This window comes from Nonomuraea sp. NPDC003754, assembly GCF_053605785.1.
The window spans coordinates 1-23,623 of record NZ_JBSGJX010000039.1 but is presented as its reverse complement, the minus strand read 5'-3'; the positions used below and the strand labels follow the sequence as shown (position 1 = coordinate 23,623).

Annotated in this window: 21 protein-coding genes, 1 tRNA gene and 2 CRISPR repeat arrays; of the genes, 8 read left to right on the top strand and 14 right to left on the bottom strand. The window is 68.2% G+C overall.

Annotated features, from left to right (window positions below; translation table 11 throughout):
* Positions 1-3 precede the first annotated feature (3 nt).
* Positions 4-945, bottom strand: coding sequence for a deoxyribose-phosphate aldolase (gene deoC, locus ACWEVS_RS35590; RefSeq protein ID WP_452555113.1), 942 nt, complete (start codon positions 943-945; stop codon positions 4-6).
* Positions 946-997: 52 nt separating this feature from the next.
* Positions 998-2,050, bottom strand: a complete 1,053-nt coding sequence (locus tag ACWEVS_RS35585; protein WP_452555111.1) for a hypothetical protein — start codon at positions 2,048-2,050, stop codon at positions 998-1,000.
* 153 nt (positions 2,051-2,203) lie between these two features.
* Between ACWEVS_RS35585 and ACWEVS_RS35580 the strand changes: the two genes are divergently transcribed.
* On the top strand, positions 2,204-2,356 hold the full coding sequence (locus ACWEVS_RS35580) for a hypothetical protein (protein WP_449914712.1): 153 nt from the start codon (positions 2,204-2,206) through the stop codon (positions 2,354-2,356).
* 90 nt (positions 2,357-2,446) lie between these two features.
* Entirely contained in the window at positions 2,447-5,311 is a 2,865-nt protein-coding gene (locus tag ACWEVS_RS35575) for an ATP-binding protein (protein WP_452555109.1), read from the top strand.
* A 44-nt stretch (positions 5,312-5,355) separates the two neighbouring features.
* Here ACWEVS_RS35575 and ACWEVS_RS35570 read toward each other — a convergent pair whose 3' ends face one another.
* A complete protein-coding gene (locus tag ACWEVS_RS35570; protein WP_449914717.1) occupies positions 5,356-5,922 on the bottom strand; it encodes a TMEM165/GDT1 family protein in 567 nt (188 codons plus the stop codon).
* 187 nt (positions 5,923-6,109) lie between these two features.
* Here ACWEVS_RS35570 and ACWEVS_RS35565 point away from each other — a divergent pair, with 187 nt between their 5' ends.
* Positions 6,110-6,481 carry an ester cyclase gene (locus ACWEVS_RS35565; protein WP_354919626.1) on the top strand — a complete coding sequence of 124 codons (372 nt, stop codon included), beginning with the start codon at positions 6,110-6,112 and terminating at the stop codon, positions 6,479-6,481.
* Positions 6,482-6,501: 20 nt separating this feature from the next.
* On the opposite strand, the gene ACWEVS_RS35560 is transcribed toward ACWEVS_RS35565, so the two are convergent.
* Positions 6,502-7,521: a UDP-N-acetylmuramate dehydrogenase gene (locus ACWEVS_RS35560; RefSeq protein ID WP_449914720.1), complete on the bottom strand. Its 1,020-nt coding sequence runs from the start codon at positions 7,519-7,521 to the stop codon at positions 6,502-6,504.
* A gap of 11 nt (positions 7,522-7,532) precedes the next feature.
* Complete coding sequence (locus tag ACWEVS_RS35555; RefSeq protein WP_354919621.1) at positions 7,533-8,636, bottom strand: hypothetical protein; 1,104 nt, start codon at positions 8,634-8,636, stop codon at positions 7,533-7,535.
* Between the two features lie 226 nt (positions 8,637-8,862).
* Here ACWEVS_RS35555 and ACWEVS_RS35550 point away from each other — a divergent pair, with 226 nt between their 5' ends.
* On the top strand, positions 8,863-9,561 hold the full coding sequence (locus tag ACWEVS_RS35550; protein WP_452555107.1) for a site-specific integrase: 699 nt from the start codon (positions 8,863-8,865) through the stop codon (positions 9,559-9,561).
* A 33-nt stretch (positions 9,562-9,594) separates the two neighbouring features.
* Here the strand turns inward: ACWEVS_RS35550 and ACWEVS_RS35545 are convergent, their stop codons facing one another.
* A complete protein-coding gene (locus ACWEVS_RS35545) occupies positions 9,595-10,086 on the bottom strand; it encodes a YajQ family cyclic di-GMP-binding protein (protein WP_452555105.1) in 492 nt (163 codons plus the stop codon).
* Between the two features lie 142 nt (positions 10,087-10,228).
* On the opposite strand from ACWEVS_RS35545, the gene ACWEVS_RS35540 reads away from it, so the two are divergent.
* Positions 10,229-10,310: transfer RNA gene (locus tag ACWEVS_RS35540), tRNA-Tyr, on the top strand.
* Positions 10,311-10,480: 170 nt separating this feature from the next.
* On the opposite strand, the gene ACWEVS_RS35535 is transcribed toward ACWEVS_RS35540, so the two are convergent.
* Positions 10,481-10,699: a hypothetical protein gene (locus ACWEVS_RS35535; protein ID WP_452555103.1), complete on the bottom strand. Its 219-nt coding sequence runs from the start codon at positions 10,697-10,699 to the stop codon at positions 10,481-10,483.
* A 620-nt stretch (positions 10,700-11,319) separates the two neighbouring features.
* Between ACWEVS_RS35535 and ACWEVS_RS35530 the strand changes: the two genes are divergently transcribed.
* The 3 genes from ACWEVS_RS35530 to ACWEVS_RS35520 are packed head-to-tail and all read left to right on the top strand — an operon-like array spanning position 11,320 to position 12,397.
* Positions 11,320-11,520 carry a hypothetical protein gene (locus ACWEVS_RS35530; RefSeq protein ID WP_452555101.1) on the top strand — a complete coding sequence of 67 codons (201 nt, stop codon included), beginning with the start codon at positions 11,320-11,322 and terminating at the stop codon, positions 11,518-11,520.
* On the top strand, positions 11,517-12,065 hold the full coding sequence (locus ACWEVS_RS35525) for a hypothetical protein (RefSeq protein ID WP_452555099.1): 549 nt from the start codon (positions 11,517-11,519) through the stop codon (positions 12,063-12,065). The genes ACWEVS_RS35530 and ACWEVS_RS35525 overlap by 4 nt, the downstream gene beginning before the upstream one ends.
* An 8-nt stretch (positions 12,066-12,073) precedes the next feature.
* Positions 12,074-12,397, top strand: a complete 324-nt coding sequence (locus ACWEVS_RS35520; RefSeq protein WP_452555097.1) for a hypothetical protein — start codon at positions 12,074-12,076, stop codon at positions 12,395-12,397.
* A gap of 420 nt (positions 12,398-12,817) precedes the next feature.
* Positions 12,818-14,748: a CRISPR direct-repeat array (repeat unit 37 nt; unit sequence GTTGCGATCCTCGGTCGCCCCGGAGGGCGACCGCCAC).
* A gap of 118 nt (positions 14,749-14,866) precedes the next feature.
* On the opposite strand, the gene cas2 is transcribed toward ACWEVS_RS35520, so the two are convergent.
* Genes cas2 through cas3 form a run of 7 tightly spaced genes read right to left on the bottom strand, consistent with a single transcriptional unit; the run spans position 14,867 to position 22,347 of the window.
* Positions 14,867-15,169: a CRISPR-associated endonuclease Cas2 gene (gene cas2 / locus ACWEVS_RS35515; RefSeq protein WP_452555095.1), complete on the bottom strand. Its 303-nt coding sequence runs from the start codon at positions 15,167-15,169 to the stop codon at positions 14,867-14,869.
* Complete coding sequence (gene cas1c, locus ACWEVS_RS35510; protein WP_452555093.1) at positions 15,169-16,197, bottom strand: type I-C CRISPR-associated endonuclease Cas1c; 1,029 nt, start codon at positions 16,195-16,197, stop codon at positions 15,169-15,171. The genes cas2 and cas1c overlap by 1 nt, the downstream gene beginning before the upstream one ends.
* Positions 16,190-16,855, bottom strand: a complete 666-nt coding sequence (gene cas4, locus ACWEVS_RS35505) for a CRISPR-associated protein Cas4 (RefSeq protein ID WP_452555091.1) — start codon at positions 16,853-16,855, stop codon at positions 16,190-16,192. The genes cas1c and cas4 overlap by 8 nt, the downstream gene beginning before the upstream one ends.
* Positions 16,852-17,712, bottom strand: coding sequence for a type I-C CRISPR-associated protein Cas7/Csd2 (gene cas7c, locus ACWEVS_RS35500; protein WP_354919586.1), 861 nt, complete (start codon positions 17,710-17,712; stop codon positions 16,852-16,854). Before cas7c ends, cas4 begins: the two co-directional genes overlap by 4 nt.
* A gap of 37 nt (positions 17,713-17,749) precedes the next feature.
* Positions 17,750-19,483: a type I-C CRISPR-associated protein Cas8c/Csd1 gene (gene cas8c, locus ACWEVS_RS35495; protein WP_452555089.1), complete on the bottom strand. Its 1,734-nt coding sequence runs from the start codon at positions 19,481-19,483 to the stop codon at positions 17,750-17,752.
* 3 nt (positions 19,484-19,486) lie between these two features.
* Entirely contained in the window at positions 19,487-20,176 is a 690-nt protein-coding gene (cas5c, locus tag ACWEVS_RS35490; protein ID WP_452555087.1) for a type I-C CRISPR-associated protein Cas5c, read from the bottom strand.
* Entirely contained in the window at positions 20,173-22,347 is a 2,175-nt protein-coding gene (gene cas3 / locus ACWEVS_RS35485; RefSeq protein WP_452555085.1) for a CRISPR-associated helicase Cas3', read from the bottom strand. Before cas3 ends, cas5c begins: the two co-directional genes overlap by 4 nt.
* A gap of 428 nt (positions 22,348-22,775) precedes the next feature.
* Positions 22,776-23,468: a CRISPR direct-repeat array (repeat unit 37 nt; unit sequence GTGGCGGTCGCCCTTCGGGGCGACCGAGGGTCGCAAC).
* Positions 23,469-23,623 lie beyond the last annotated feature (155 nt).

Sequence of the window (23,623 nt, the reverse complement as noted above, 5' to 3'; positions counted from 1 at the left end):
TGATCAGTCCAGGGTGAAGTAGTCGGGACCGGCGTACCGGCCGGTGGCGAGCTTCTGCCGCTGCATCAGCAGGTCGTTCAGCAGCGAGGAGGCGCCGAGCCTGAACCAGTCGGGGGTGAGCCAGTCGTCGCCGGCGGTCTCGTTGACCAGCACGAGGTTCTTGATCGCGTCCTTGGTCGTGCGGATCCCGCCCGCGGGCTTCACGCCGACCTGGCGGCCCGTCCGGTCGCGGAAGTCGCGCACCGCCTCCAGCATGACCAGCGTCACCGGGAGCGTGGCCGCGGGGGCGACCTTGCCGGTGGAGGTCTTGATGAAGTCGGCCCCCGCGATCATGGCCAGCCACGAGGCGCGCCGTACGTTGTCGTAGGTCGCCAGCTCGCCCGTCTCCAGGATCACCTTCAGGTGGGCCTCGCCGCAGGCCGCCTTCACCGCGACGATCTCCTCGAACACCTTCAGGTAGCCGCCGGACAGGAACGCGCCCCTGTCGATCACCATGTCGATCTCGTCCGCGCCGGCGGCGACGGCCAGCGCGGTGTCGCTCACCTTGACCTCGAGCGAGGATCGGCCGCTGGGGAACGCCGTGGCCACCGAGGCCACCTTCACGCCCGACCCCCGCAGCGCCTCGACCGCCACCGGCACCAGGTCGGGGTAGACGCAGACGGCGGCCACCTGCGGCGCGCCCGCGCCCGGGTACATCGCCTTGGTGCACATCGCCCGGACCTTGCCGGCGGTGTCGGCGCCCTCCAGGGTGGTCAGATCGACCATCGAGATGGCCAGGTCGATGGCCTGGGCCTTGGCGGTCGTCTTGATGGAGCGGGTGGAGAGCATGGCAGCCCGCTGGTCCGCGCCCACCCGGTCGACACCGGGCAGGCCGTGCAGGAAGGCGCGCAGCGTGGCGTCCGAGGAGGCCACGTCCGCGAGCGAGGTAGTCACAGTTGACACCATCACAGCATCGCCGACCCGGACGGGTAGTTCCAAACCGGACCTGCCGGAATGTTCATTGATAGGTCAGCACCAATTGCCGTACCCCCGTGGGGGCGCTCTCCTCCACCGTCGCCCACATCCGCGTGGTGCCCGGCACGTTGGCCAGACCCCTGATCTCGGCGCGTGCCGTGCCCGGCGGGCTCACGACGATCTCCGTCCAGGCGCCGTCCACGAAGCGGACGAGCGCGTCGGGCCTGCCCGGCCGGGCCGCGGCCAGCCACAGCCCGCTGCCTCCGTCCGTGGCCACGCGGGTGTAGGCGGTGGCGGGCGCCCGGTGGCGGAGGAACCGCCACGCCCTGCCGTTCCAGCGCAGCAGCACCGCCTCGCGCGGCAGGCCGCCCACCGTGATCGCCCCCACCGCGTACCCCAGCCCCGGGTACGGCATGACGATGTCGTTGAGCTCGAGGTAGCCGCCCTCGGGCAGGTCGACGCGCGGGAGCGGCGTGCGCGCCCACTCCGTGCCGGTCCACCGCATGATCGAGGCGACACGCTCGCCGTCGTAGCCGAGCTTGTCCTCGCCGGGGCTGCTCAGCGCCCACACCCGCCGCGCAGGCACCGCCGCGAAGTCGCTGATCGGCAGCGGTGCGGGCACCGTCCGCCAGGCCGTACCCGTCCAGTGCCAGAGCTCGTCGGTCATGCCGTACGGACCGAACCGCAGCCCGGCCGCCCAGCAGTCGTCGGCGCCGGTGGCGGCGGCCGCCGTCACGTGCGCGGACTCCACCGCGATCGGCAGGCTGGTCCACCCGCCCGCCGCGTGGCGGCGGACCTCGATGTGGTCGGGGTGCTCCTCGAACCTCCAGCTCACCCCCGGTCCGGCCGGCGTCACCAGGTACGGCACGGGCTGGTCGATCTCGTCCTGCCAGGCCGTGCCGTCCCAGCGCAGGACCGGCAGGCCCGCGCGTACCACCCAGGCGTCGTCGGGCCCGCCGGCGCCGACCTCGCCGAGACCGCCCCACATGTTCGCCTCAGCCGTGACCGAGACACGCCACTCATGGTCCTGAGCTGCGACGGGAAAGCCCGCGACGAGCAACGCGCCGACCACCGCGGTGATCATCCATAGCCTCACGGCGCACCATCGTGGCCTGTCTAAGGCGATGCCCAGGCGTGTCCTAGGTAGTCCTAAGCCGATGGTTCGGCAGAGATAAGGCATCCGACCGATGTGACGGGGTGGGCCTTAGCCCGAACCTAAACATGTCGGCAAAGACAGGAGAAAGTAGCCATGAACCCCGAGATCGAATACCAGCTCATGCAGACCCACGCCCAGGAGCTCCGCCAGGCCGCCGCGGCACACCGCCGAGTACGCGAGGCCCAGCGGTCCGGTGAGTCCGAGCGTCGCCACCGCTCGGTCTTCGGCAAGCTCCGCAAGTCATGACCATGTCACGAGAGCCCGGCCGCATCCTCCCTCGCGGCCGGGCCTCTCAACCCCCCTAACCGGTAAGGGTCATATGTCATGCTTGAGGACGTGTTGGGGCGTTCCGTAAGTCCCGTCTTCGTAGGACGGGAAGCAGAGCTGTCAGTCCTGACCGAGTCCTTCGACGAAGCCCGCAAGGGCGCGGCCACCGCCGTGCTCCTGGGCGGGGAAGCGGGAGTCGGCAAGACCAGACTGGTGCAGAGCTTCGCCGAGCGCGCCGCGAACGACGGCGCGCAGGTTCTGTTCGGTGGCTGCGTCGAGCTGTCCACCGACGGGCTGGCCTACGCCCCTTTCACCGCCGCCCTCCGCCAGCTCGTCAGGGAGATGGGCACGGCCAGGATCGGCGCGCTGCTGCCCGACGGCGCGGAGCGCGACCTGGCCAGGCTGCTTCCCGAGTTCGGCGAGCCGTCCGCCGACGGCGATACCGACACCGGCCGGGCCAGGCTCTTCGAGCAGTTCCTCACCCTGCTCGAACGGCTCGCCGAGTCGCGGCCCGTCGTGCTGGTCATCGAGGACATCCACTGGGCCGACCGGTCCAGCCGCGACCTGATCGCCTTCCTCAGCCGCAACCTGCGCGAGTCGCAGCTGCTCATGGTCCTGACCTACCGCTCGGACGACCTGCACCGCCAGCACCCCCTCCGGCCGGTCCTGGCCGAGCTCGGGCGGGTCGCGGGCGTGATCCGGCTCGACCTGCCGCGCCTGTCGCGCGACGAGGTCGCCGAGCAGATGGCCGGGATCCTCGGCGCTCCCCCTCTGTACTCCCGCATCGAGACCGTCTACCAGCGCAGCCAGGGCATCCCGCTGTTCGTCGAGGCCCTGATGGACTGCGACGACGGCGCCGGGGAGGTGCCCGACTCCCTCACCGACCTCATCCTCGGCTCGGTCGAACGGCTGCCCGAGGAGACCCAGCGCGTCCTGCGCATCGCCGCCGCGGGCGGCATCCGCGTCGGCCACGCTCTGCTCTCGGCCGTCAGCGGGCTGTCGGACATCGACCTGGAGACGGCGTTGCGTCCCGCCATCGCGGGCAACGTGCTCCAGATCGCCGACAACCGGGCCTACGTCTTCCGGCACGCGCTCATCCGCGAGGCCGTACACGACGAGCTGCTGCCCGGCGAGCACCAGCGCCTGCACGGGCGCTACGCCGAGGAGATCTCCCGCGACCGCGGCCTCGTGCCGCCCGGCAGGGCGGCCGTCGAGATCGCCCACCACTGGTACGGCGCGCGCAACGACCAGTGGGCGCTCATCTCGGCCTGGGAGGCGGCGCAGAAGTCGTTCGGCGCCTTCGCCTACACCGAGGCCATCCCCCTGCTCGAACGCGTCCTCATGCTGTGGGACAAGGTGCCGGGCGCCTGCGGCGACATCGGCGTGGACCACACCGCCGTGCTCGAACGCGCCTCCGAGGCCAGCCACGCCTGCGGCGACATCGACAAGGGCGTCAAGTTCGTCAAGGCCGCGCTCGACCAGCTCGACGAGCACGCCGAACCCGAGCGGGTGGCCGCGCTGCTGGTCCGCTGGGGCAACTTCCAGCTGGCCAAGGCCAAGCCCGGCGCGCAGGAGAAGTTCAGGCACGCGCTCAGCCTGGTGCCCGAGCCCGGTCCGGCCCGCGCCGACGTGCTGGTGAAGCTCAGCCGCCACCTCATGCTCAAGGGCGAGCTCGCCGAGGGCACCGCGCTCGCCGAGGAGGGCCTGGAGCTGGCCAGGACGCTCGGACTCCAGGTCATCGAAGCCGATCTGATCATGAACCTGGCCCTCGGCTACTCCCTCGACGGCGACATCGAGCGCACCTTCGAGAGCAACCGGCGGGCCATGCGCATCGGCGAGCAGGTGGGCTCCGGCCAGGTCATCCTGCGCGCGCTGGCCAACAACGTCGACGCGCTGAACGACCTCGGCCGCTCCGCCGAGGCCATCGAGCTGGCCCACGAGGGCGAGCTGCTGGCCAAGAAGTACGGCAGGATCAGGACCTCCGGCACCTTCATCCTCAACAACCTGGCCGAGTGCCTGGAGGCGCTGGGCCGGTGGGACGAGGCGGTCCAGGTCATCGAGTACGCGCTCACCCTCGGCCCCACCATCAGGGTCCGCCACCACGTCCTGCGCGCCCGCGCCGACATCGCGATGGCCCGCGGCGAGCTGGACCTGGTGGAGAGCATCCTGTCCGAACTCGGGGTGCTTACCGAGCGCCCCGAGACCTTCGTGCAGGACATCACCAACAGCACCCGCCTGCACATCGGCTGGCACCTGCTCAGGGGCGAACCCGACCACGCGCTCGCGGTCGCCGAACGGATGCTCAGCAGGCCCAGCCAGGCGAGCAAGGCAGGGCTGGTCTGGCGGCTGCTGGCCCTCATCGGCGCCGTCTGCGACGCCGCGGCACCCGCCGTGCCCGAGCGGGCCGCCGCCGTCCGCGCCATGGCCGCCGAGGTGGCCGCGTCGCTCGTGGTCATCGGCCCTGTCTCCGAGGCCTACCGCCTCACCTTCACCGGCGACTTCGACGCCGCCGCCGTCGCGTGGGAACGGCTCGACCGGCCCCACGCGCACGCCAAGTCACTCCTGCGGGCCGCCACGGCACTCGCCAAGACCGGCGACAAGGACGGCGCCGCCGCGCGGCTGCGCACCGCCTATCCCCTGGCCGGCGGCCTGTCCGCGGCGCCGCTGGTGATCGAGATCGAGAACCTGGCCCGCCGCCTCGGCGTCGGGCTCGTGGAGGAGAGCGGGCCCGCGCCCGACCTGCTGACGCCGCGCGAGCTGGAGGTGCTGCGGCTGGTCGCCCTCGGGCGGACCAACAGGGACATCGCGACGGAGCTGTTCATCTCGGCGAAGACGGTCAGCGTGCACGTGTCGAACATCCTCGGCAAGCTGGGCGTCTCGACCCGCGGCGAGGCGACGGCCGCGGCCCACCGCCTGGCCCTGTTAACCGTCTGAACCCGGGGCCGACGGCTCGACCCCGGGATCGACGGCTCGGGCCGTCAGAGGAGCGGCTCCACCAGTAGCAGCACGCCGAACAGGGCGAAGGCGGCGGCCGCGCCGTACCGGATGGCCTTCTCGGGCAGGTGCCGGCCGAGCAGCCGACCGACCACGATCGCCAGCGCGTCGGCGGCGACCATGCCGACGGTCGACCCGATCCACGTGCCGAGCCATCCGTGCTGCGTCGCCAGCGTGATCGTGGCCAGCATCGTCTTGTCGCCCAGCTCGCTCAGGAAGAACGCCACGGTCACCGCGATCAGCACGTGGCGCGTGGCGCGCTTGGCCTTCTGCGACTCCTCCTCAGTCAGCTCGTCGCCGCGGAGTGTCCAGAGCGCGAACCCGAGGAACGCGACGCCCGCGGCGATGGAAATGGCGGTGGTCGGCAGCGCGTCGCCGATCAGCCCGCCGACGGCGACGCTCACCAGGTGGACCACCGTCGTCGCGATCGTGATGCCCGCCAGCACGGGCCAGGGCTTGAATCGGGTGGCGAACGTCATCGCCATCAACTGGCTCTTGTCGCCCAGCTCGGCGACGAAGATCACCGCAAGGCTGATCCAGAAAGCTTCCACAGGTCCTCTTCCAAACGGCCGGACCGGAAGCGACTCAACGAGGGCAGCACGACTTCGGCCCGGCAGGGTTGCCAGGCCGAAGGTCTCGTCCGCCTGTTACAGGCCCGCGCGACCGGGCAGATGCCAGCATGTCGACCGCGCGAATTGAGGACTACTCCCCTTCGGAATACGGAAACGAGCTTACCCGATGGACGAGCTTTACCGTCGCTGGCTGCTGGAGATGTGGAACGGCGACTTCGATCTCGCCGACGAGCTGGTCTCGCCCGACTTCGTGGGGCACTGGCCGGGCATGGACGTGCACGGCCCCGAGGGGCTGAAAGGCGCGCTGGCGCAGGGGTTCGAGCCGTTCGCGAACGTGGCGGTCACGCTGGACGTGGGGCCGATCGTCGACGGTGACACCGTGGCCGCCCGCTGGACGTTCACCGGCGACCACACGGGCGTCATCCCGGGCGTGGGCGTGACCAGGATCACCTTCAGCGGGCACGACATCCTCCGCGCGGAGAACGGCAGGTTCGTCGAGTACTGGGTGATCTCCGACACCCGCTGGATACACGGCTAGGACGGCGGGCCTCCCGGCGCTCAGAGCGCGCAGCCGACCATCACGGGTTCGTTGACGAGCGTGACGCCGAACTTCTCCCGCACCCCTTCCCGCACCTCCCGCGCCAGGGCGAGCAGGTCGGCGGTGGTGCCCTCGCCGTTGGGGTTGGTCAGGGCGAGGGTGTGCTTGGTGGAGATGCGGACGGGGCCGCGCGCGTAGCCCTTGGGGAACCCGGCCTGCTCGATCAGCCAGGCCGCGGACACCTTGACGGTGCCGCCGGGCATCTCCCACCGAGGGGTGCCGGCGCCGAGCGCGGCGGCCTGCTCGGCGGAGATGATCGGGTTGGTGAAGAACGAGCCCGCGCTGCGGGTGTCGGGGTCGGCGGGGTCGAGCACCATGCCCTTGCCCCTGCGCAGGCCGAGGACGGCCGAGCGCACCTCTGCGAGCGGCGCCCGCTCGCCGACCCTGGTGACGAGTTCCCGATAGGTCAACGCGCCCGACATTTCCGAAATGTCGAGCAAGAACGTCACAGCGAGCACCACGTACCGGCCGAGGTCCTGCTTGAACGCGCTCGTTCGGTAGGCGAAGCCGCACCGCCGCGCCTCGACGTCGCGCACCTCGCGCGTGCGCCGGTCATAGACCCGCACGCAGCGCACCGTCTGCGACACTTCCTGCCCGTACGCGCCCACGTTCTGGATGGGCGTCGACCCGGCCTGACCAGGAATGCCCGACATGCACTCCAGGCCCGCCCAGCCCTCCGCCACCGCGCGGGCCACCAGCGGATCCCAGTCCTCCCCGGCCTGCACCTCGACCGCCACCTGGTCGCCGTCGCGCGAGACGCTCACCCCGCGCGTGGCCACCTTGATCACCAGGCCGTCGAAGCCGTCGTCGGACACCACCAGGTTGCTGCCGCCGCCCAGCAGCAGCGTCGGTTCCTCCCGCCGGTCCGCGTCGGCCACCAGGGACACCAGCTCCTCCGCCGAGGTCGCCGCCGCGTAGGCCCGCGCGGGCCCACCCAGCCGGAGTGTCGTGTACGGCGCAAGCAGCCTCTGGTCTCGCATAAGCCCCAAGCCTACGAGGAACGCAGCATGCGCAGCACCCTGTCGTAGGTCCGGCGCGATTCCCTGTCCCGGTAGTCGTGGGAAACGTCGTGGTAGGTGTGGTGGCGGCCCTGCCGTACCGGCAGGCGCTTGCCGGGGACGACCAGCGGGCCCTCCAGCGCGAGCGACAGCTCCAGGTCGGCGTTGCGGTAGTAGCGCGCCTGCTCGGGGAACGCGCCGAGCGCGGCGCCCCGCCGTACCGCCATGAGATACCCCAGCAGCCCCCGCACCCGGCCGGGACCCGCCTCGTGCCACTCCATGCCGCCCTCCGCGGGTTCGACCCCCTTCCAGCCCGCCGCCACGGCCCCGTCGTTGATCGCCGCGACCAGCGGCGTCAGCGCGTCGCCCTCCAGCACGGTCGAGGTCTCCATCAGGACGTGCACGTCGGAGGTGTCCAGCCGCATCAGCGTCATACGGCACGCGCCCCACTCGGCCGTGCCCCCTCGCCAGTGCGGCGTCTCGGCGACGTGCCACACGGTGAGGCGCTCGTGATGGCCCTCCGCGAGCTCGTGGAGCGCCGTGCCCGCGCCCTCCAGGTCGCCGAGGTCCAGCGCGAGGATCTTGGCGGTGGTGTGCTCGAGCAGCGCGCTCACGCACTCGCGAACGTCCTCCCCCCAGCCGTCCACCACCAGTCCGACGCCGACCTTCACCTCATGGGTCTCGATCCGCTGCCGCTCCAGGTCGATGCCCGCCTCGTCGAGCCGGTTGACGGCCAGCGTGGAGTCCCAGATCTGCTGCGCGTGGACCATGGCGTCCGCCACCGGATGCGGCTCCCAGGTATGCGCGCCCTCGCTCTCCTCCTCGCCGGCGCCCCACTCGAGGGAATGATCGATCGGCGGCAGCCGGCCCTCCACGCGGTCGTCCGTCACCGCGCTGATGGGGATCGACCGCACCGACGGCCACACCTCGAACAGCGGCTTCTCCCTCAGCTCGAACCCCGCCGCCGTGTCGCGCACCAGCCAGCCGGCCTGCTCGATCTCACGCCTGAGCGCGTCGGCGGCCCCGTACTGCCGTTCCGCCCTGGCCTTGGCCCGCCGCTCGGCGAGCTCGACGACGTGTCGCGGCGCATCACTCATGCTCCACGCTTACCCACTGGATCCGGCGAAACGCCGTTTTCCGCCGGTGTCTCGATGTCAATCTCGGCAGGCACCGCCGTACCTGCGCGGGGCGGCGCTTCTCCACTCTCACCGGGCGTTCACCGATCACCGGGAGGTTCCGTGTCCGCGTACGGCCCGGCGCTGTTCGTATCCCGCAAGGACGGTCACGCGCTACGGGGTCGAACGCTGAGCTGCGGCAGGACGGATGGCGCCCGAGATCGAGAAGCACAGCCACTTCATTCCGGCCGAACAGGTCCACGCCCTCGCCGAAGCCCTACCGGCCCGCTTCGCCACGGTCGTCTACCTCGCCGCCGCCTGCGGGCTCCGGGGTGGCGAAATCTTCGGCTTGGAACTCGATCACATCGATCTCGACCGTCGTGAGGTCGACATCGCCCAGCAGCTCGTCTGCGTGAACGGTCGCAAGCCGTACCTCGGCCCTCCGAAGACCAAGACCTCTGCCCGCACGATCGAACTGCCGGAACTGGTCTGCAAGGCCCTGCGCGAGCACCTGAAGCGCTTCGCCATCCCAGAGAACGAGATCGACGACGAGACCGATTCGCGCAATCCGCAACGCCGTACAGCCCAGCTCTTGTTCACCACGAACATGCTGCTGCCCGTGCACCGCGCAACCTGGTCGCAATTCTGGTCACCAGCGGCCCGTACGGCCGGCATCCCGCCGCGCATCGGCCTGCACTGCCTGCGGCACTACTTCGCGACCCTGCTGATCCACAAGGGCGCCTCGGTGAAGACCGTCCAGCTCGCCCTCGGTCACTCGTCGCCGATGGTCACGCTCAACACGTACGTCGGGGAGTGGCCCGAGGCACACGAGAAGACGCGTGCCCTCGTGGACAGCGCGCTCGGCCGTGTGCCCCAGATGTGCCCTCCCGGCTCATCCCGCCGATAGATCCCCAGGCCAGAGCCGTGATCAACTCGTTTTTCAGCGGTAGTTCGTGAACTGCAGGGCGATGTCGAGGTCCTTGCCCTTGAGCAGCGCGATGACGTCCTGCAGCTCGTCCTTCTTCTTGGAACTGACCCTGAGCTCCTCGCCCTGGATCTGCGCCTTGACCCCCTTGGGACCCTCATCCCTGATGATCTTGGAGATCTTCTTGGCGTGCTCCTGGTCGATGCCCTCCTTGAGGGCGACCAGCATCCGATACTCCTTACCGGACAGCTTCGGCTCGTCGGCGTCGAGGATCTTCAGGGAGAGGCCACGCTTGATCACCTTCTCCTTGAAGACGTCGAGCGCGGCGTTGACCCGCTCCTCGCTGTTGGCCTTGAGCTCGATGCTGTTCTGCCCGGACCAGCTGATGGCTGCCCCAGTGCCCTTGAAGTCGAAGCGGTGTCCGATCTCCTTGACCGTCTGGTTCAGCGCGTTGTCGACCTCCTGGCGGTCGATCTTGCTGACGATGTCAAAGCTGCTGTCGGCCATCGGTGTGAGTGTCCTCTCTTCGTCCCTTCTGACCTTAGCGACCGCGAGGCGCCGGGGTGGGGACCGGGCGCGGGACAAACCGATGTCACGTGCGCCTCCAAAGTCCGCTATTCTTCTGTCTGTCGCCGCGAGCGGATGACACGGCAGGTTGCCCGAGTGGCCAATGGGAGCGGACTGTAAATCCGTCGGCTTAGCCTACCCAGGTTCGAACCCTGGACCTGCCACAGCAGTACAAAGAGGCCCGTCACCAGCAAAACGCGGTGACGGGCCTCTTTCGTCATGTCTGAGGCGCTCCGGCGATCGCTGGTCGTCTACGAGTTGCTGTGCCCAATACGTGCCCAAGTTTGGTTGGGCCCCAAAAGCTGCGAGCGCTGGAGGGGTCCCCCATTTCAGATCAGGCAGCTCTGGCACTGAGAGGAAGCGCGCTTGTCCATGGCTGCGGGCTGTTCTTCGCGATGGCGAAGGTGTCGGCGGCCTTGGCCTGAGCGGCGGGTATCTTCTCGCCGATCAGGACGGCCTCGGGTTGCGCAGCGCCTGATCGTTCCACGCCGACCACGGCGTAGTCGGCCTTGACGTCGACCAGCATGTTCACCCCGCCCGCAGCGATGATCATCTGGTTCGTCAGCCCAGTGCCGCCCCGCTGTTGACCGCTTGGGCGGCCTTCTGCGGCTGAGTGACGACGGAGAAGGCCGCGAGGATCATCAGGACCGCGGGCAGGAATCGGCGAGGTCGGACAGGCATCGGTAACCATCCCTTCGTGGTCAGCGCCTGGCAATAGCCTGCCCATACAGGTGTCGTACAGGTAGGCACCGGCTGAAGATCGCCACTTGGATCCCGGACTTCTACAACGTCAAGCGGAGACACAGCGCCAACGATGGGCTGCCGCCTGTCACATTCGAGCGGCAGATGATCGAGAAGAGGCAAGCGTCATCGGCCCTGCTGAGGGCCGCTGCGGCATAAGACCGTCTCCACGGTTTGAGGGGATTGACCCCCCGTAGACTCCGCTATTCGGGCGACCGCATAGGCCCCCGCACGATCGGCAAGGGGGTCCTCCATGCAAGTTGTCTAGGCCCCCCTTGACGAAGCTCCTACGCTGGCTGACATGACAGAAGAAGGCGTGAGCGAGGCGGTCAAAATCGCGCTTGCTGACCTCGGGCGCGCTTTCGAAGCGGCAGTGGTTGCGATCGACGCAGAGCCCGATCCCAACCGTGCGTACGGCGAGCAACGGAACTCGTGGAGACGCTCAGACGGCTCATCGAAGCCTCTGGAGATCATCGCGCGCTTACCGCCGCCCGCATCTTCGAGCAGGAGCGGATGTCGCTGGCCGATCTGGCCGGCCGCATCGGAGTGTCGAAGGCACGAGCAGCCCAGTTGATCAAGACGGCGAAGGACGCCACTGATCAGCGTGGAACCGCGACGAAGGAGACTCAGTGAGCGAGCGCACCGAAGTTCGGGTAGAGGTATGGCCGGTCTCGGCGGACCCCACCGGAATTTGGCTGATCAGCGGGAGCGACGCATGGCGCTCCTCGGCCATCCTTCAGGAGAGCGACCCGCACACGGCTGTCACTGACCTCTTGGAGGCGAACAAGGCCGCTTCGGGCGTGAAGCTTCTGCACTCGACTTCATGGCGCGCCGATGGCCAGGCCGTCATCCTGACCTATGTCGCGGTCATCGACTGCCTGGACTACGTCCGCGACCAGTGGTCCGAAGCGAAGCCGATCAGCCCGGCCCTGACCGACGTTGTCGGCAAGCCCATCGAGGTCGAGGCGACCGAGGCGCCGATTCCGCGGTACATAGACGTTCTCCTGCACGGAATGCGCCACCTGCAATTCCTGCTGCAGACCGACTCCTCGGCTCGTGACGCGTTGTGCGACACGTGGCGGCAGCACCTTGCGGCATTCCGTCCTGCGCTGGCCGGGATGTACGACCAGAGACGCGGCGAGGAGCCCATCACCATCGCTGATGGACAGATCGCTTAGGGGTAGGCATGGCAGAACACTCTGAGCATCAGCGTCGGGCGTACGAACTGCTGGGCGTACTCCTGGAACGAGCCGCCCGCGAGGACTTGCCGGTCATCGCCTGGACCGTGGCGAGCACCCAGTCCGAACCGATACTCGCCGGGCACTGCGAGGCGGTCGACCCGATTCAACGACAGGACGACTTTGAGGCCTGGCGGTCAGCCCTCGGGACCGAGGCATGGCCGAACGGCATCAAGCAGAACTACGGCATTCGCCTCCACGCCTCTGCGGTGGATCAGGCGACGGGCGTGACCGTCACACTGGCGGCGGAGGTTCGCAACGACGAGATGTGACACGGGGACGTCGTCGCACAATCCGCAGTAAGCCCTCAGAGGAGCGATCTTCTGGGGGCTTACGGCTTTCAGTCAGGCGTCGCCCGCGCTCAGCGCAATCACGCAGAACTCCGCAGAATCAGACCATGTCCGCTTCGCCATCACTCGCAGGCTGAGGCGCGGCCACGAAGGTCCCCTTCGCTGGCAGGGTCACGACCAGACCACGTTGACGCAGCTCCTCGATCGCACGGCGAGCGGTACCGAGCGCCAGACTGGCTCATCGAACGATCCGAGGGCATCTGGTGGGCCACCGGGGCATGTTGGGAGCCCGGCTGCACCTGCAAGCGGACGATCCACCATTACAGCACTCTCGGGCTCGTCGTCCTCCTTGCCAGCGCGAACGGCGAAGTGTCCTGATGTGGACCACTTTGCGATCGGCCCGTTGCGATCCTCGGTCGCCCCGGAGGGCGACCGCCACTTTCGGGACGTTCGCTTTGCGGTTCTCCGACTGGTTGTTGCGATCCTCGGTCGCCCCGGAGGGCGACCGCCACATCGCGGTCTTGACGACGTCGGCCAGGATCAGCGTGTTGCGATCCTCGGTCGCCCCGGAGGGCGACCGCCACTGCTCGTGCTCTTGGCCGCGGTGAACGTGATGTCGTAGTTGCGATCCTCGGTCGCCCCGGAGGGCGACCGCCACCGGCGAGAGACCGCCCAGCAGATCGCCACAGCGATCGTTGCGATCCTCGGTCGCCCCGGAGGGCGACCGCCACCCTGATCGTGGGCGCGGAGCCGTGCTGCGGCCTCGCGGTTGCGATCCTCGGTCGCCCCGGAGGGCGACCGCCACCTCTCCGTCGCCGACCTCAACCGAGTTCGGAAGGGGTTGCGATCCTCGGTCGCCCCGGAGGGCGACCGCCACCACGAGCGCCAGCGAGCACCAGCGCCCCTCTCGCGATGTTGCGATCCTCGGTCGCCCCGGAGGGCGACCGCCACATCGCGGGCAGCTCCGCTTCGGGGTGACGTCGGCGTTGCGATCCTCGGTCGCCCCGGAGGGCGACCGCCACCGGAGAACGGCCGGGCTCACCTGATCGGCATCCCTGTTGCGATCCTCGGTCGCCCCGGAGGGCGACCGCCACCTGGCGGATGCGCTTCAGCACGGCCACGTGGCTCGTGCCGTTGCGATCCTCGGTCGCCCCGGAGGGCGACCGCCACGGGCCGAGAACGCCGTGCTTGGCGACGCCGTCCACATGGTTGCGATCCTCGGTCGCCCCGGAGGGCGACCGCCACCTGGGCACTGCCCGGCGGCACCGTGGACCCCGGAGAGTTGCGATCCTCGGTCGCCCCGGAGGGCGACCGCCACCAAGCGGGCCGGGGGTGGTCGCACTCTGAGCGTGTCGTTGCGATCCTCGGTCGCCCCGGAGGGCGACCGCCACCCAGGAGCAGCGATCCGAGCGCCGACCACTTGGCGTTGCGATCCTCGGTCGCCCCGGAGGGCGACCGCCACTCCCGACGACTTCATGGAAGTTTCCTACTACGCGGTTGCGATCCTCGGTCGCCCCGGAGGGCGACCGCCACCCCCAGCTCGCATCCCGATGGGGATCTCGTCTACCTGGTTGCGATCCTCGGTCGCCCCGGAGGGCGACCGCCACGGTGACCATCTGCCGAACGGTCTCCCGCGTGGCCGTTGCGATCCTCGGTCGCCCCGGAGGGCGACCGCCACTCTGCTCACCGAGCAGACCGAGCACCACCGTGGGAAGGTTGCGATCCTCGGTCGCCCCGGAGGGCGACCGCCACCCGCCTGGACCGCAACGCGGCCTACCTCAGCGCGATGTTGCGATCCTCGGTCGCCCCGGAGGGCGACCGCCACTGGGCACACCGCGCGCATCCTGCGAGGCCCCGCCGAGTTGCGATCCTCGGTCGCCCCGGAGGGCGACCGCCACTCGGGAACCGAGTAGGCGAGGCTCCCCGCCATCATGTTGCGATCCTCGGTCGCCCCGGAGGGCGACCGCCACTCCTCTTCGGGGCCGTACTCTCCCCACTGCTTGTGGTTGCGATCCTCGGTCGCCCCGGAGGGCGACCGCCACTCTGTGGCTGACCGAGGATCAGGTGCTGGAGGTGGCCGTTGCGATCCTCGGTCGCCCCGGAGGGCGACCGCCACCACCGGCCATTCATGCGCTATTTGTACGGCTGAGCGGTTGCGATCCTCGGTCGCCCCGGAGGGCGACCGCCACGTTGAGCTGGAGCGAGGCGTTCGCATCCAAGTTCGGTTGCGATCCTCGGTCGCCCCGGAGGGCGACCGCCACTCCGGCTGTACGGCACCGTCAAGGTCTCCGAAGATGTTGCGATCCTCGGTCGCCCCGGAGGGCGACCGCCACGGCATTCGAGCAGGCAATATGCCTACCCGACACCGGTGAGAAGACCTGCTAATTCACTTATCAAGGAACATTGGGGGCGATAACTCCTTAGGAACCTATCGCGTGTCGCGTGAGCACTTCAGGTTCCGAACCACAGGATCAGCGGGTCATGATGGGGAGCGGGCTCGGCGACGCCCAGTCGACGCACCGTAGCGAACCCGTTGCTTGGTAGCCGATAGACCCTTACCGAGTCATCGGAAGCCTCGATGATCCGCGTCGCGGCGTCGATCAGGGTCAGCAGTTCGGCGTCCGTGCAGGTGATCTCGAACACGGATTTCTGGACGCGATGGCCGTATCCCTCGCATAGCTTGGCCATTTGCCGCAACCGGCGGCGGCCCTCCGGCGTGGTTGTCACCACGTCGTACGTGAGGAGCAGTTGCATCAGCCGACCGTCCAGGGAATGTAAGCAGGCAGTTCACCGCGGATGTGCCGGGCGAGGAGGCGGGATTGGACGACAGGCAGCAGTGAGGCGGACACCTTCCGCCCGAGCAGCTTGTGCGGCCAGCCCTTGCTCTTCCATGCCTGCCATTCCGTGAGGACAAGGCGGCGGCCGTCCTCGGTCAACTGGACCGCGCCGCCTGGAAGCGTCTCGAAGTGCTCTGCGCGTAGTTGCTTACGGTTGAGCAGGTTGAGCGCGAGCCGGTCGGCGTGGACGGGACGGAACTCTTCCATCAGGTCCAGGGCGAGGGCAGGCTTGCCGGGCCGCATTCCGTGGAGGAATCCGAGGTAGGGGTCAAGGCCCACTTGCTCAGCGGCACCGTGGACGAGTGCGCGGGTCAGGCCGTACAGGAACGACAACAGCGCGTTGACGGGGTCCGTGGGAGGACGCCGCGTCCGATTGGTGAAGGGCGCGACGTCGGCCGGAGCGCGGAGCATGTGTGTGAGGCCCGCGAAGTAGCAGCGAGCCCCCTGTCCTTCCAGCCCCATGAGTTCGTCGAGGCTCCCCGCATCTCCGGCGCGGGCCAAGAGGCCATCGATGTCCTGCGCGAGCGACCGCAGAGAAGCCTGCGTCTGGTTGGCCGCATCGCGTGCTCCGCGCAGGAGGAGCTGCCGGGAGTTCTGCAACTTGCCTGCGACGCAGCTCCTAGAGATCTGTAAGCGCCGAGCAGGGTCGGCGTGGAAGAGATGCTGGGCGTGGCGTAGTAGGACGTTGCCGCGGGTCGGTCCGTCGACTCGGCCGAGGAAGCGTCCGGACAGGCTCATCCAGACCACAGACCGCCCGTCGTCCGCGCAGCGGGCGAGGAGTTCGGCGGACAGGGACACATGTCCATAGACGACGATGCCATCGAGCCGGCGCAGGGGCAGCGTCCTTTTTGGCACTTCCGGCATGATGATCTTTAGGCTGTCGTGGTCGAGATGGAGGCTCGTCCCTTGTGTCTGGACGTAGAGCGTATTGAGGAGTTCAGTCATCCCATGCTGCTTCGGGTTGGGGAGTGAACAGCTTGGACGCAGCGTGCGTGATGGCGTCCTTGCGGGCGAGAACGCGCGGCATGCACATGTCGTGCATCGAACAGCGCCGGCACCGCTGATCGGCCGCCGCGCCGGGAAGCGTGGCCGTGGCCAGCGTCTGCCGTACCTCTTCGGCGAGGGTGAGGACCCGCTCGCGGGCAGCAGCATCGACGGCGACAGTATGCCGGCGTCGATCCGCGGCAGAGTAGACCACGCCTTGCGGAACCGGGCACGCGAACATGGCTTCCAGGCACATGGCCTGGCCCGCCACCTGTACGTCAGCAGGTCCACCTGCCGTGTACGAGCCGGACTTGTGCTCGACGGGAATGACGCGGCCGTCATGGTGAATCTCCACCACGTCACATACTCCGACCAGCGCGAGCCCGTCATGCCACACCGGGAGGGCACGCAGAGTGCGTACGGCGCCGCGTGTCTCATGCCCTGGGTCGTGGACGCGCTGGTGCATGAGGGTCCCGCGGATGGTCGCCGCGTCGTCGGCGTATCCGTCCTCCAGGAGGATGAGCCCGGCTTGGCGTGGACAGTAGGCGTGATGTTCCAGAGCCGACAGCGTCACCTGTAAGAGGGGAACGCCGTCGGCCTGCCCAGCCGCGCGGTTCACCCGATGACGGTCGTGAGGGCGACTCCGTCGGGGAGGTCGTTCCCGACAGAGACGGTGTAGTCAGCGAACGAGCGCGGAATCGGCTGGTTGGCCTCGGCCTTGATGCGATCGAACAGCTGATGAGCCGGGGCGCGGCCGAAGGGGTCGTCGTGGCTGAACACGTACAGGCGGCGCAGGGCCATCTCACCGCGGGTCGAGGCGCGGTCGTGTTCGAACATCAAACTCATGGCGCGCCAGAACGTTTCCAGGTCCTGGCTGGTTACGCCGGTACGGCGGGCCAGAGGGGCGCTGAAGTGGCCATATCCCAGGTAGAGGGCATAGGGGATCATGTGCTTGTTGCCCATCTCGGTCGACTCGCCCTTGTCGATATCGTCCACGCGGGTCTGGGTGACGCGGGTGATGCCGTACTCCTGAGGGAGGACCACGTCGATGGACCGGGAGAAGGTGAGCTGCATCGGGCCCTGGACGCGTCCGCACGGCTTCGTGCCAGTGGACATGACGGCGCCGAACATGCGCACGTCGTAGAAGGTCTGACACATCCACTGCTGTGCCTCGATCTCGGACTTGCGCCGCTGCTTGGGGTCCAGGTCCAGAGCGGCGTAGGCCCGCTCGTGCTGGGCGTTGAGCGCGACACCGGCCTCGACGTAGATGTCGTATCCGGCCACGCCTTCGTTGAGCAGGGCCACCATGTTCCGGATCTTGCGCTTGATCGCCACATCGGTGACCAGGCCATGGCCGGTTTCGGGATCGGTCCGGGGCATGCCGCCGGCGTCGGGGTCGCCGTTGGGGTTGCCGTCTCGCACGTCGAACAGGAAGACGAAGTCATGCTTGCGGGCGGGGTCCAGGTGGACGGACATGCCGAGGAGTTCCTTTCGGGAGAATGGGAACGACGGGTCAGGCGGATTCGGAGGCAGAGGTCTTGCGCGCGGCAGCGGCGGCGCGGGCCGCGTCCCGGTCGGCCGATCGCTGCTGGTGGTAACCGAGGACGAACCGTCCCTGGCCGGCCAGGTCCAGAGTGGCCGGCATCTCGGCGGCGAACTTCTGGAAGATCTCGTCCAGGCGCTTGTCCAGGGCGAACCCGGCGGCCTTCTTGGTGCCGCGCAGCCGCCGAAGGTGGCCGGTGGCGTTCTTGCGCAGCATGGTGAGCACCGGCAGTGGTCTGGCCATGGCCGCGCCGAAGAACTTGTCCCCGATGGTGGTGTTGACGTTGTCCAGGGCGGCGCGCTGGATGTCCTCCAGCACGGCGAAGACACGTCCGCACAGGTAGGCGGGGTCGCGGGTGTCGAGGTTGAGACGTTCCAAAAGGATCTCCTTCATGGCCGGGGTGGCGCGGACGAGCAGCAGCCGCAGCAGCGCGGTACGTGGTAGGTCCACGCGATTGTCGGCACGGACGCGCTGAATCAGGCGGGCCAGCAGGTTCGAGGGCAGCGGAGTGCCGCGCAGGGCTGCGGCCATGAGGTCTCGCTCGGCCGACCGGGGGGCGGTGTCCTTGACGTAGCCCTGCTTGCCGTACCGGCCGAGCGCGGACGCCATCCGCCACAGCGGGACCCGCTGCGGTCCTTCCTCCCACAGATCGGTCATCTCGTGGTCGGCGAACCAAGTGTCGAGGTGCTGACACAGCTCGATCAACGGGACGTCGATCCAGTCACGGATCACCACGCGGCTCTGATTGGCCGACAGGGTGACGGCGTAGAAGTCGTTGTCGTCCAGCCAGTCCGCGCGCTGGGCCGGCGGGAGGTGTACTTGCTCGATGAGGCCGTTGACGTCCTGGGGCTGGGCGTCGCGTACAGCACCGAGCAGGGAGAAGGGCGCCGTGCGGCGCAACCACCACACCAGGACGCTGTCAGCGCCGCGGTAGTGGTGCTGACGGTCCGCCAAGAGCGCGTTCAGCGTGGACATCGCCTGCCCGCCGCAAGTGTCGCAAAGCGGGGTGTTGGCCAGTTGAGTGATGCCGCCGCGTCCCTGGGCAGTCTTGTTGATCGATACGAGCTGCGCGTCCCGACCCCGGCCACCCGCCACCGGGATGCCGCCCGGTTTGACCGGCTCGGGAATGGTGGCCAGCAACGGACCCTGTTCCCCGCACGACAGGCAGATTCCCTGACCGCTGGCAGCGCTCTTGCGCTCCCGGACGATCTGCCCCCACACCCGCACAGCGGACGGAAGAGCATGAACCCAACCCTGATCTGTCCGGATCGCCAGCACGTCGGACGGCTTGGCCTGCGCAGGGATCTCCACCTCTGAGAAGGCGCCGCGTCGCAGGAAACGGACCACCGGCTCGGCCAGCGGTTCGTCCTCACCCCATCGATAGACGAGCTCGGCGAAATCCTCGGCGCGCCGGCGGGCATCGGCGATCTGCCTGTCGCTGTCGTCCTTCGGCATCGCCAGTACGTACTGCAACGTGTCGGTGAGGAGGAACGGCAGCGATCCGGTACCGGAGCGCTGCACGTACGGCGTGTCGAGCGGAACCCCGGACTTGGCATCGGCGGTGCTCAGGTCGACCAGGCGGTCTCCCCGCGGACGTCCGTCCGCGTCCAGGTCGATCGCCCAGCGCACGTTGCGGTTGCGGTAGTAGGGCGGTGGGAGGTCACGCCTGTCGCCGGCGTGCGCCGCGAGCTGTCTGATCAACATGGGCTACCGCCTGCCACCGGTACGCGTGCCGGCACCCGGCAACTCGATGCCTTCACGCGGAACCTCCAACAGGCCCTGCTTGAGTTCGGCGTGGAACCACCGGTAGCGCTCGCCATCGGGGCGGTAGACGATGCTGTGCAGCATTACTCCAAGCACCTCGTCGTGCGGGATAGGCCCACGATCGCTCACTGGGCGGAAGGACGCGGAGAACTCCCGAACACCCAGGAATGGTTGGGAGAAGCAGGCGCCACGCTCGACCCTCCTACGGAACTGGTCGCGATATTTGGCCTCTGGATCGGTGGCGTGCGGGCGCAGCCGTACCTGGGCGTGGATTCGGTAGGCAACATTGCGTAGGCACACCATGTTGCGCTGGTCGCGGTCGGCCTCGACGTCGAAACGCACAGTCGTGTCGGTCATCGCCTCGCGCACCCAGGCCAGCGTCAGCATGGAGGAGACTTCGTTGCGGCGGATCGACGCCCAGCGGATGGGCTTCAGCACGTCGATCTGCTCGATCTGATAGCTGAATTCCGGCTTCCAGAAGATCGCCTCCAGGACCCCCTTGGCCGCCGATGGGGTCATGACCGGGTAGCTCATCCGCTCGGTTTTGAACTCGGGGCGCGTGAAACAGGCGTAAGGCGCTTCGACTTCCACGGCAAGCGGCGGGGGCGGGTGATGAGCGCGACGGGTGGTCAAAACACCAGCTCCTGGGGGTCGGGAGAGGCTATGTCGATGCCTCGATGCGGGTGGTAGTCGCCGAGCCATTCGATGAGGTCACCGACGACAGGGGTGGCAAGTCCTTCGTCCAATGCCTTGCGCGCGGCACCGCGCGGCAAGGAGGCCAGATAGGGACGCAGAGCACGCAGCTGCGCCCCTGCGCCCGGATGGCCGGCACGCAGGTGGGCGAGGATCCGGTCGAGCTTCTCGGTGTCGCCATAACGCACCGCGACAGGAACGGTCCATTCGTCGATCATGCGGAACAGCTCTGCCACGCGAGGGAAGTCATGAGCCTGACGTCCCTGCTGGATCTCCCGGCCGGCCGCCTCGACGTTGTGGAAGTCGAACCTGGCTTGGTAGTAGGCCAGCAACGCGTCCAGATCGTCCGGCGGGCAGTGGGGTCCGAACCTGGCGCGGGTGGCCTGCAGGGCGGCGCCGTACAGCATGTCGGCCGCTTTGTTGCCGTCCTCGGGGTCGAAGATGGTGACCTGTCCGTACGGCAGACGCCCACTTCGGTTGACCCGGCCGGCTGCCTGCTGCAGAGAATCAGCGGAAGCGATCGCGCGGAAACCGGCGGGAAAGTCCAGGTCTACTCCTGCCTCGACCAGCTGTGTGCTCACCACCGCGATCGGCTGCTCTTCCGCGAGGCGCCGCCTGATCTCCTCCAGAGTGTCGCGCCGGTGGGCCGCTGCCATCCGCGTCGACAAGTGCAGCGCTCGGCGATGCATCTCCACGAGCTCATGCATCCAGGCGGCGTCCCTGGTGGTGTTGACCACCACCAGCACCTGAGGCTCCGCCGCGGCCTGCTCGGCGACTTCCGCCATCGTCGGTTTGGGGTCCAGCAGCCATCGGTATCGCACCCGGTTCAGCGCCTTGTACAGCGGCTTCGGCTCGGCGATGACATCCCTGATCGGCGTCTCCCGCAGCGGGCTGAGCAACTCGAAGGGCGGTTGAGTCGCCGAGGCCAGCACTACCGTCACCCCGAACCACTGCGTGAGGCTTCGCAGCGCGGACACGATCGGGATGAGCAGGCGGTCCGGCAGGGCCTGAACCTCGTCCAGGACGATCACCGAGCCGGCCAGCCGGTGCACACGACGCATCGCTGCGGGCTTGTGAGAGAACAGCGACTCGAACAGCCGGATGGTGGTGGTCACCACGAACGGAGCGTCCCAGTTCTCCGCGGCCAGCCGCTGCCACCTCCTGCCGGCGCGGCCGTCATCCAGATCGATGCCGCTGTGGTGCTCCAGCACCACCGGGTCTTCACCCTCGACCTCCAAGAGGTCGCGATAGACCGAGGCGTTCTGCTCAGTGATCGACATGAACGGCACTGCGACGATAACGCGTTTCATGCCATGTAGCCGGGCATGGTGGACGGCGAAGCCGCCCGCCGCGAGCGTCTTCCCCGAGCCTGTGGGAGCTGGAATGCGATAAATGCCACGCGGTCCCTGTGCGGCTTCCAGACACTGCTGATAGACAGCCTGACGCAACCCGTCGATCGGCGACTCCGGCTTGTTCTTGAGCAACTCCAGGCGTCCCTGTTCGAAACGCTCGGCCAGACCAGCAGCAGAAACCGGATGAAAAGGGCGTGCGGCGCCCGCGAAATGCTCCTCAGTGTCCAGAAAGTCCGCGTCGACTACCGTGCTGTAGACCATGCGGACCAGGAGATCCAACGCATAGGGGTCAGCAGTTACGGCCTCGGGCAGCCAGGGAGGTAACGCGATCGGCGCCGGCGGATGAATCTCAGGGACGATTTCCCCTACCCGCCTGATGGCCTCGGCGACCAGCGGATCAGTATCCGCGAAACGCAGCTCCTTCTTGAGGCGTGTCGAGTCCGGCAACCCTCCGTGATGCCCGAACACCACGGCCGACATGATGCCCAAGCGCTGCTTGTCCAGCAACCATGTACCCGCGTGCTTGTGCGGGATGCCTACCCTGCCACCGTGACGTTCCGCGCCGATCAGGCCCTGCTGCCAGGCGCACGTTCCCTTTCCTACATCGTGCAGCAAACCGCAATGAGCAGCGAGCGCCCCTGCGCTGAAGACCTCACCAAAGGCTCCTGCACGCCACGCTGTTCCCCGCAAATGGTCGGTGAGCTCATGGCGCAATCTGTCGCCGTCCCGGGCGCTGTGTGCCCACAAGCGTTCGGCCATGCACACCCCCTACGCGGAGAATCCCTGCGAGAGCTGAACTTTAGGAGATAGCACCGACAGTTTCGCCGCGTTCCACCAAATAAGGGCCAACAACCTCGATTGCTACATGCTGTGCAGGGTCGGCCGCTCAGGCAATCGACCTCCCTGCGCATCCCTCCCCGACCAACCGTGATCATCATTGCAGTCCACAGCCTCGCGGCTGCGAAGCATCCCGTTACTCCTGGGACGCCCAGCCCGGGAAGTCTCCTTGGAGTAACTTCGTGGCTGGAATCACTGCGGTACAGCACGAGGCTGCGGTTCGGAACCTGAAGTGCTCACGCGACACGCGGCAGGTTCCTAAGGAGTTATCACCCCTGATGTTCCTTGATAAGTGAATTCGTAGGTCTTCCTTGTCGGCGCTGGAGAGGCGACATGCCTGCTCAGATGCCGTGGCGGTCGCCCTTCGGGGCGACCGAGGGTCGCAACCACTCGCCGCCGAGCCGTTCGGCGACGATCCGGCCGAGTGGCGGTCGCCCTTCGGGGCGACCGAGGGTCGCAACTGATGTTGAAGAGAATTCTAAAGCGGCCCGGGAAAGAGGTGGCGGTCGCCCTTCGGGGCGACCGAGGGTCGCAACTGTGAGCGCAAAAGAAAACGCCCCCCGCACGAATGTGGCGGTCGCCCTTCGGGGCGACCGAGGGTCGCAACCTCAGGCATGCCGTGATCGAGCAACAGTCGGACGGTGGCGGTCGCCCTTCGGGGCGACCGAGGGTCGCAACTTTGAGGGCCAGCATGAGACCGGGCAGTGGTGGGGGTGGCGGTCGCCCTTCGGGGCGACCGAGGGTCGCAACGGCCACGCCGTATCTCCTCTCTGAGACGTCGAGACGTCGTGGCGGTCGCCCTTCGGGGCGACCGAGGGTCGCAACGACTTTGTCGGGTCTGGAGTGATCGCGTTACCGGGGTGGCGGTCGCCCTTCGGGGCGACCGAGGGTCGCAACGGCCCCGGCCGGAGAGATGACCCGATCAGCCGCAAGTGGCGGTCGCCCTTCGGGGCGACCGAGGGTCGCAACACTGCGGGCTCCAACGTGGGCCTGGTCCTGGACAAGTGTGGCGGTCGCCCTTCGGGGCGACCGAGGGTCGCAACAACGTCTGCTCCAGCTGCCGGCCGCGCTCCAGGAGAGGTGGCGGTCGCCCTTCGGGGCGAGTGCCGTAGATGACGCCGTCGCGGTAGGCCAGGCCGATGATGCTGTGGCCGGGGATGAGGTTACGCTTGACGATCGTCTCGCCGGTCGCGGGGTC

Coding starts and splice junctions, on each gene's coding strand:
- deoC (WP_452555113.1), bottom strand. CDS start 945: ATGGTGTCAACTGTGACTACCTCGCTCGCGGACGTGGCCTCCTCGGAC.
- ACWEVS_RS35580 (WP_449914712.1), top strand. CDS start 2,204: ATGAACCCCGAGATCGAATACCAGCTCATGCAGACCCACGCCCAGGAG.
- ACWEVS_RS35565 (WP_354919626.1), top strand. CDS start 6,110: ATGGACGAGCTTTACCGTCGCTGGCTGCTGGAGATGTGGAACGGCGAC.
- ACWEVS_RS35560 (WP_449914720.1), bottom strand. CDS start 7,521: ATGCGAGACCAGAGGCTGCTTGCGCCGTACACGACACTCCGGCTGGGT.
- ACWEVS_RS35555 (WP_354919621.1), bottom strand. CDS start 8,636: ATGAGTGATGCGCCGCGACACGTCGTCGAGCTCGCCGAGCGGCGGGCC.
- ACWEVS_RS35550 (WP_452555107.1), top strand. CDS start 8,863: ATGGCGCCCGAGATCGAGAAGCACAGCCACTTCATTCCGGCCGAACAG.
- ACWEVS_RS35545 (WP_452555105.1), bottom strand. CDS start 10,086: ATGGCCGACAGCAGCTTTGACATCGTCAGCAAGATCGACCGCCAGGAG.
- ACWEVS_RS35535 (WP_452555103.1), bottom strand. CDS start 10,699: ATGATCATCGCTGCGGGCGGGGTGAACATGCTGGTCGACGTCAAGGCC.
- ACWEVS_RS35520 (WP_452555097.1), top strand. CDS start 12,074: ATGGCAGAACACTCTGAGCATCAGCGTCGGGCGTACGAACTGCTGGGC.
- cas2 (WP_452555095.1), bottom strand. CDS start 15,169: ATGCAACTGCTCCTCACGTACGACGTGGTGACAACCACGCCGGAGGGC.
- cas1c (WP_452555093.1), bottom strand. CDS start 16,197: ATGACTGAACTCCTCAATACGCTCTACGTCCAGACACAAGGGACGAGC.
- cas7c (WP_354919586.1), bottom strand. CDS start 17,712: ATGTCCGTCCACCTGGACCCCGCCCGCAAGCATGACTTCGTCTTCCTG.
- cas8c (WP_452555089.1), bottom strand. CDS start 19,483: ATGTTGATCAGACAGCTCGCGGCGCACGCCGGCGACAGGCGTGACCTC.
- cas3 (WP_452555085.1), bottom strand. CDS start 22,347: ATGGCCGAACGCTTGTGGGCACACAGCGCCCGGGACGGCGACAGATTG.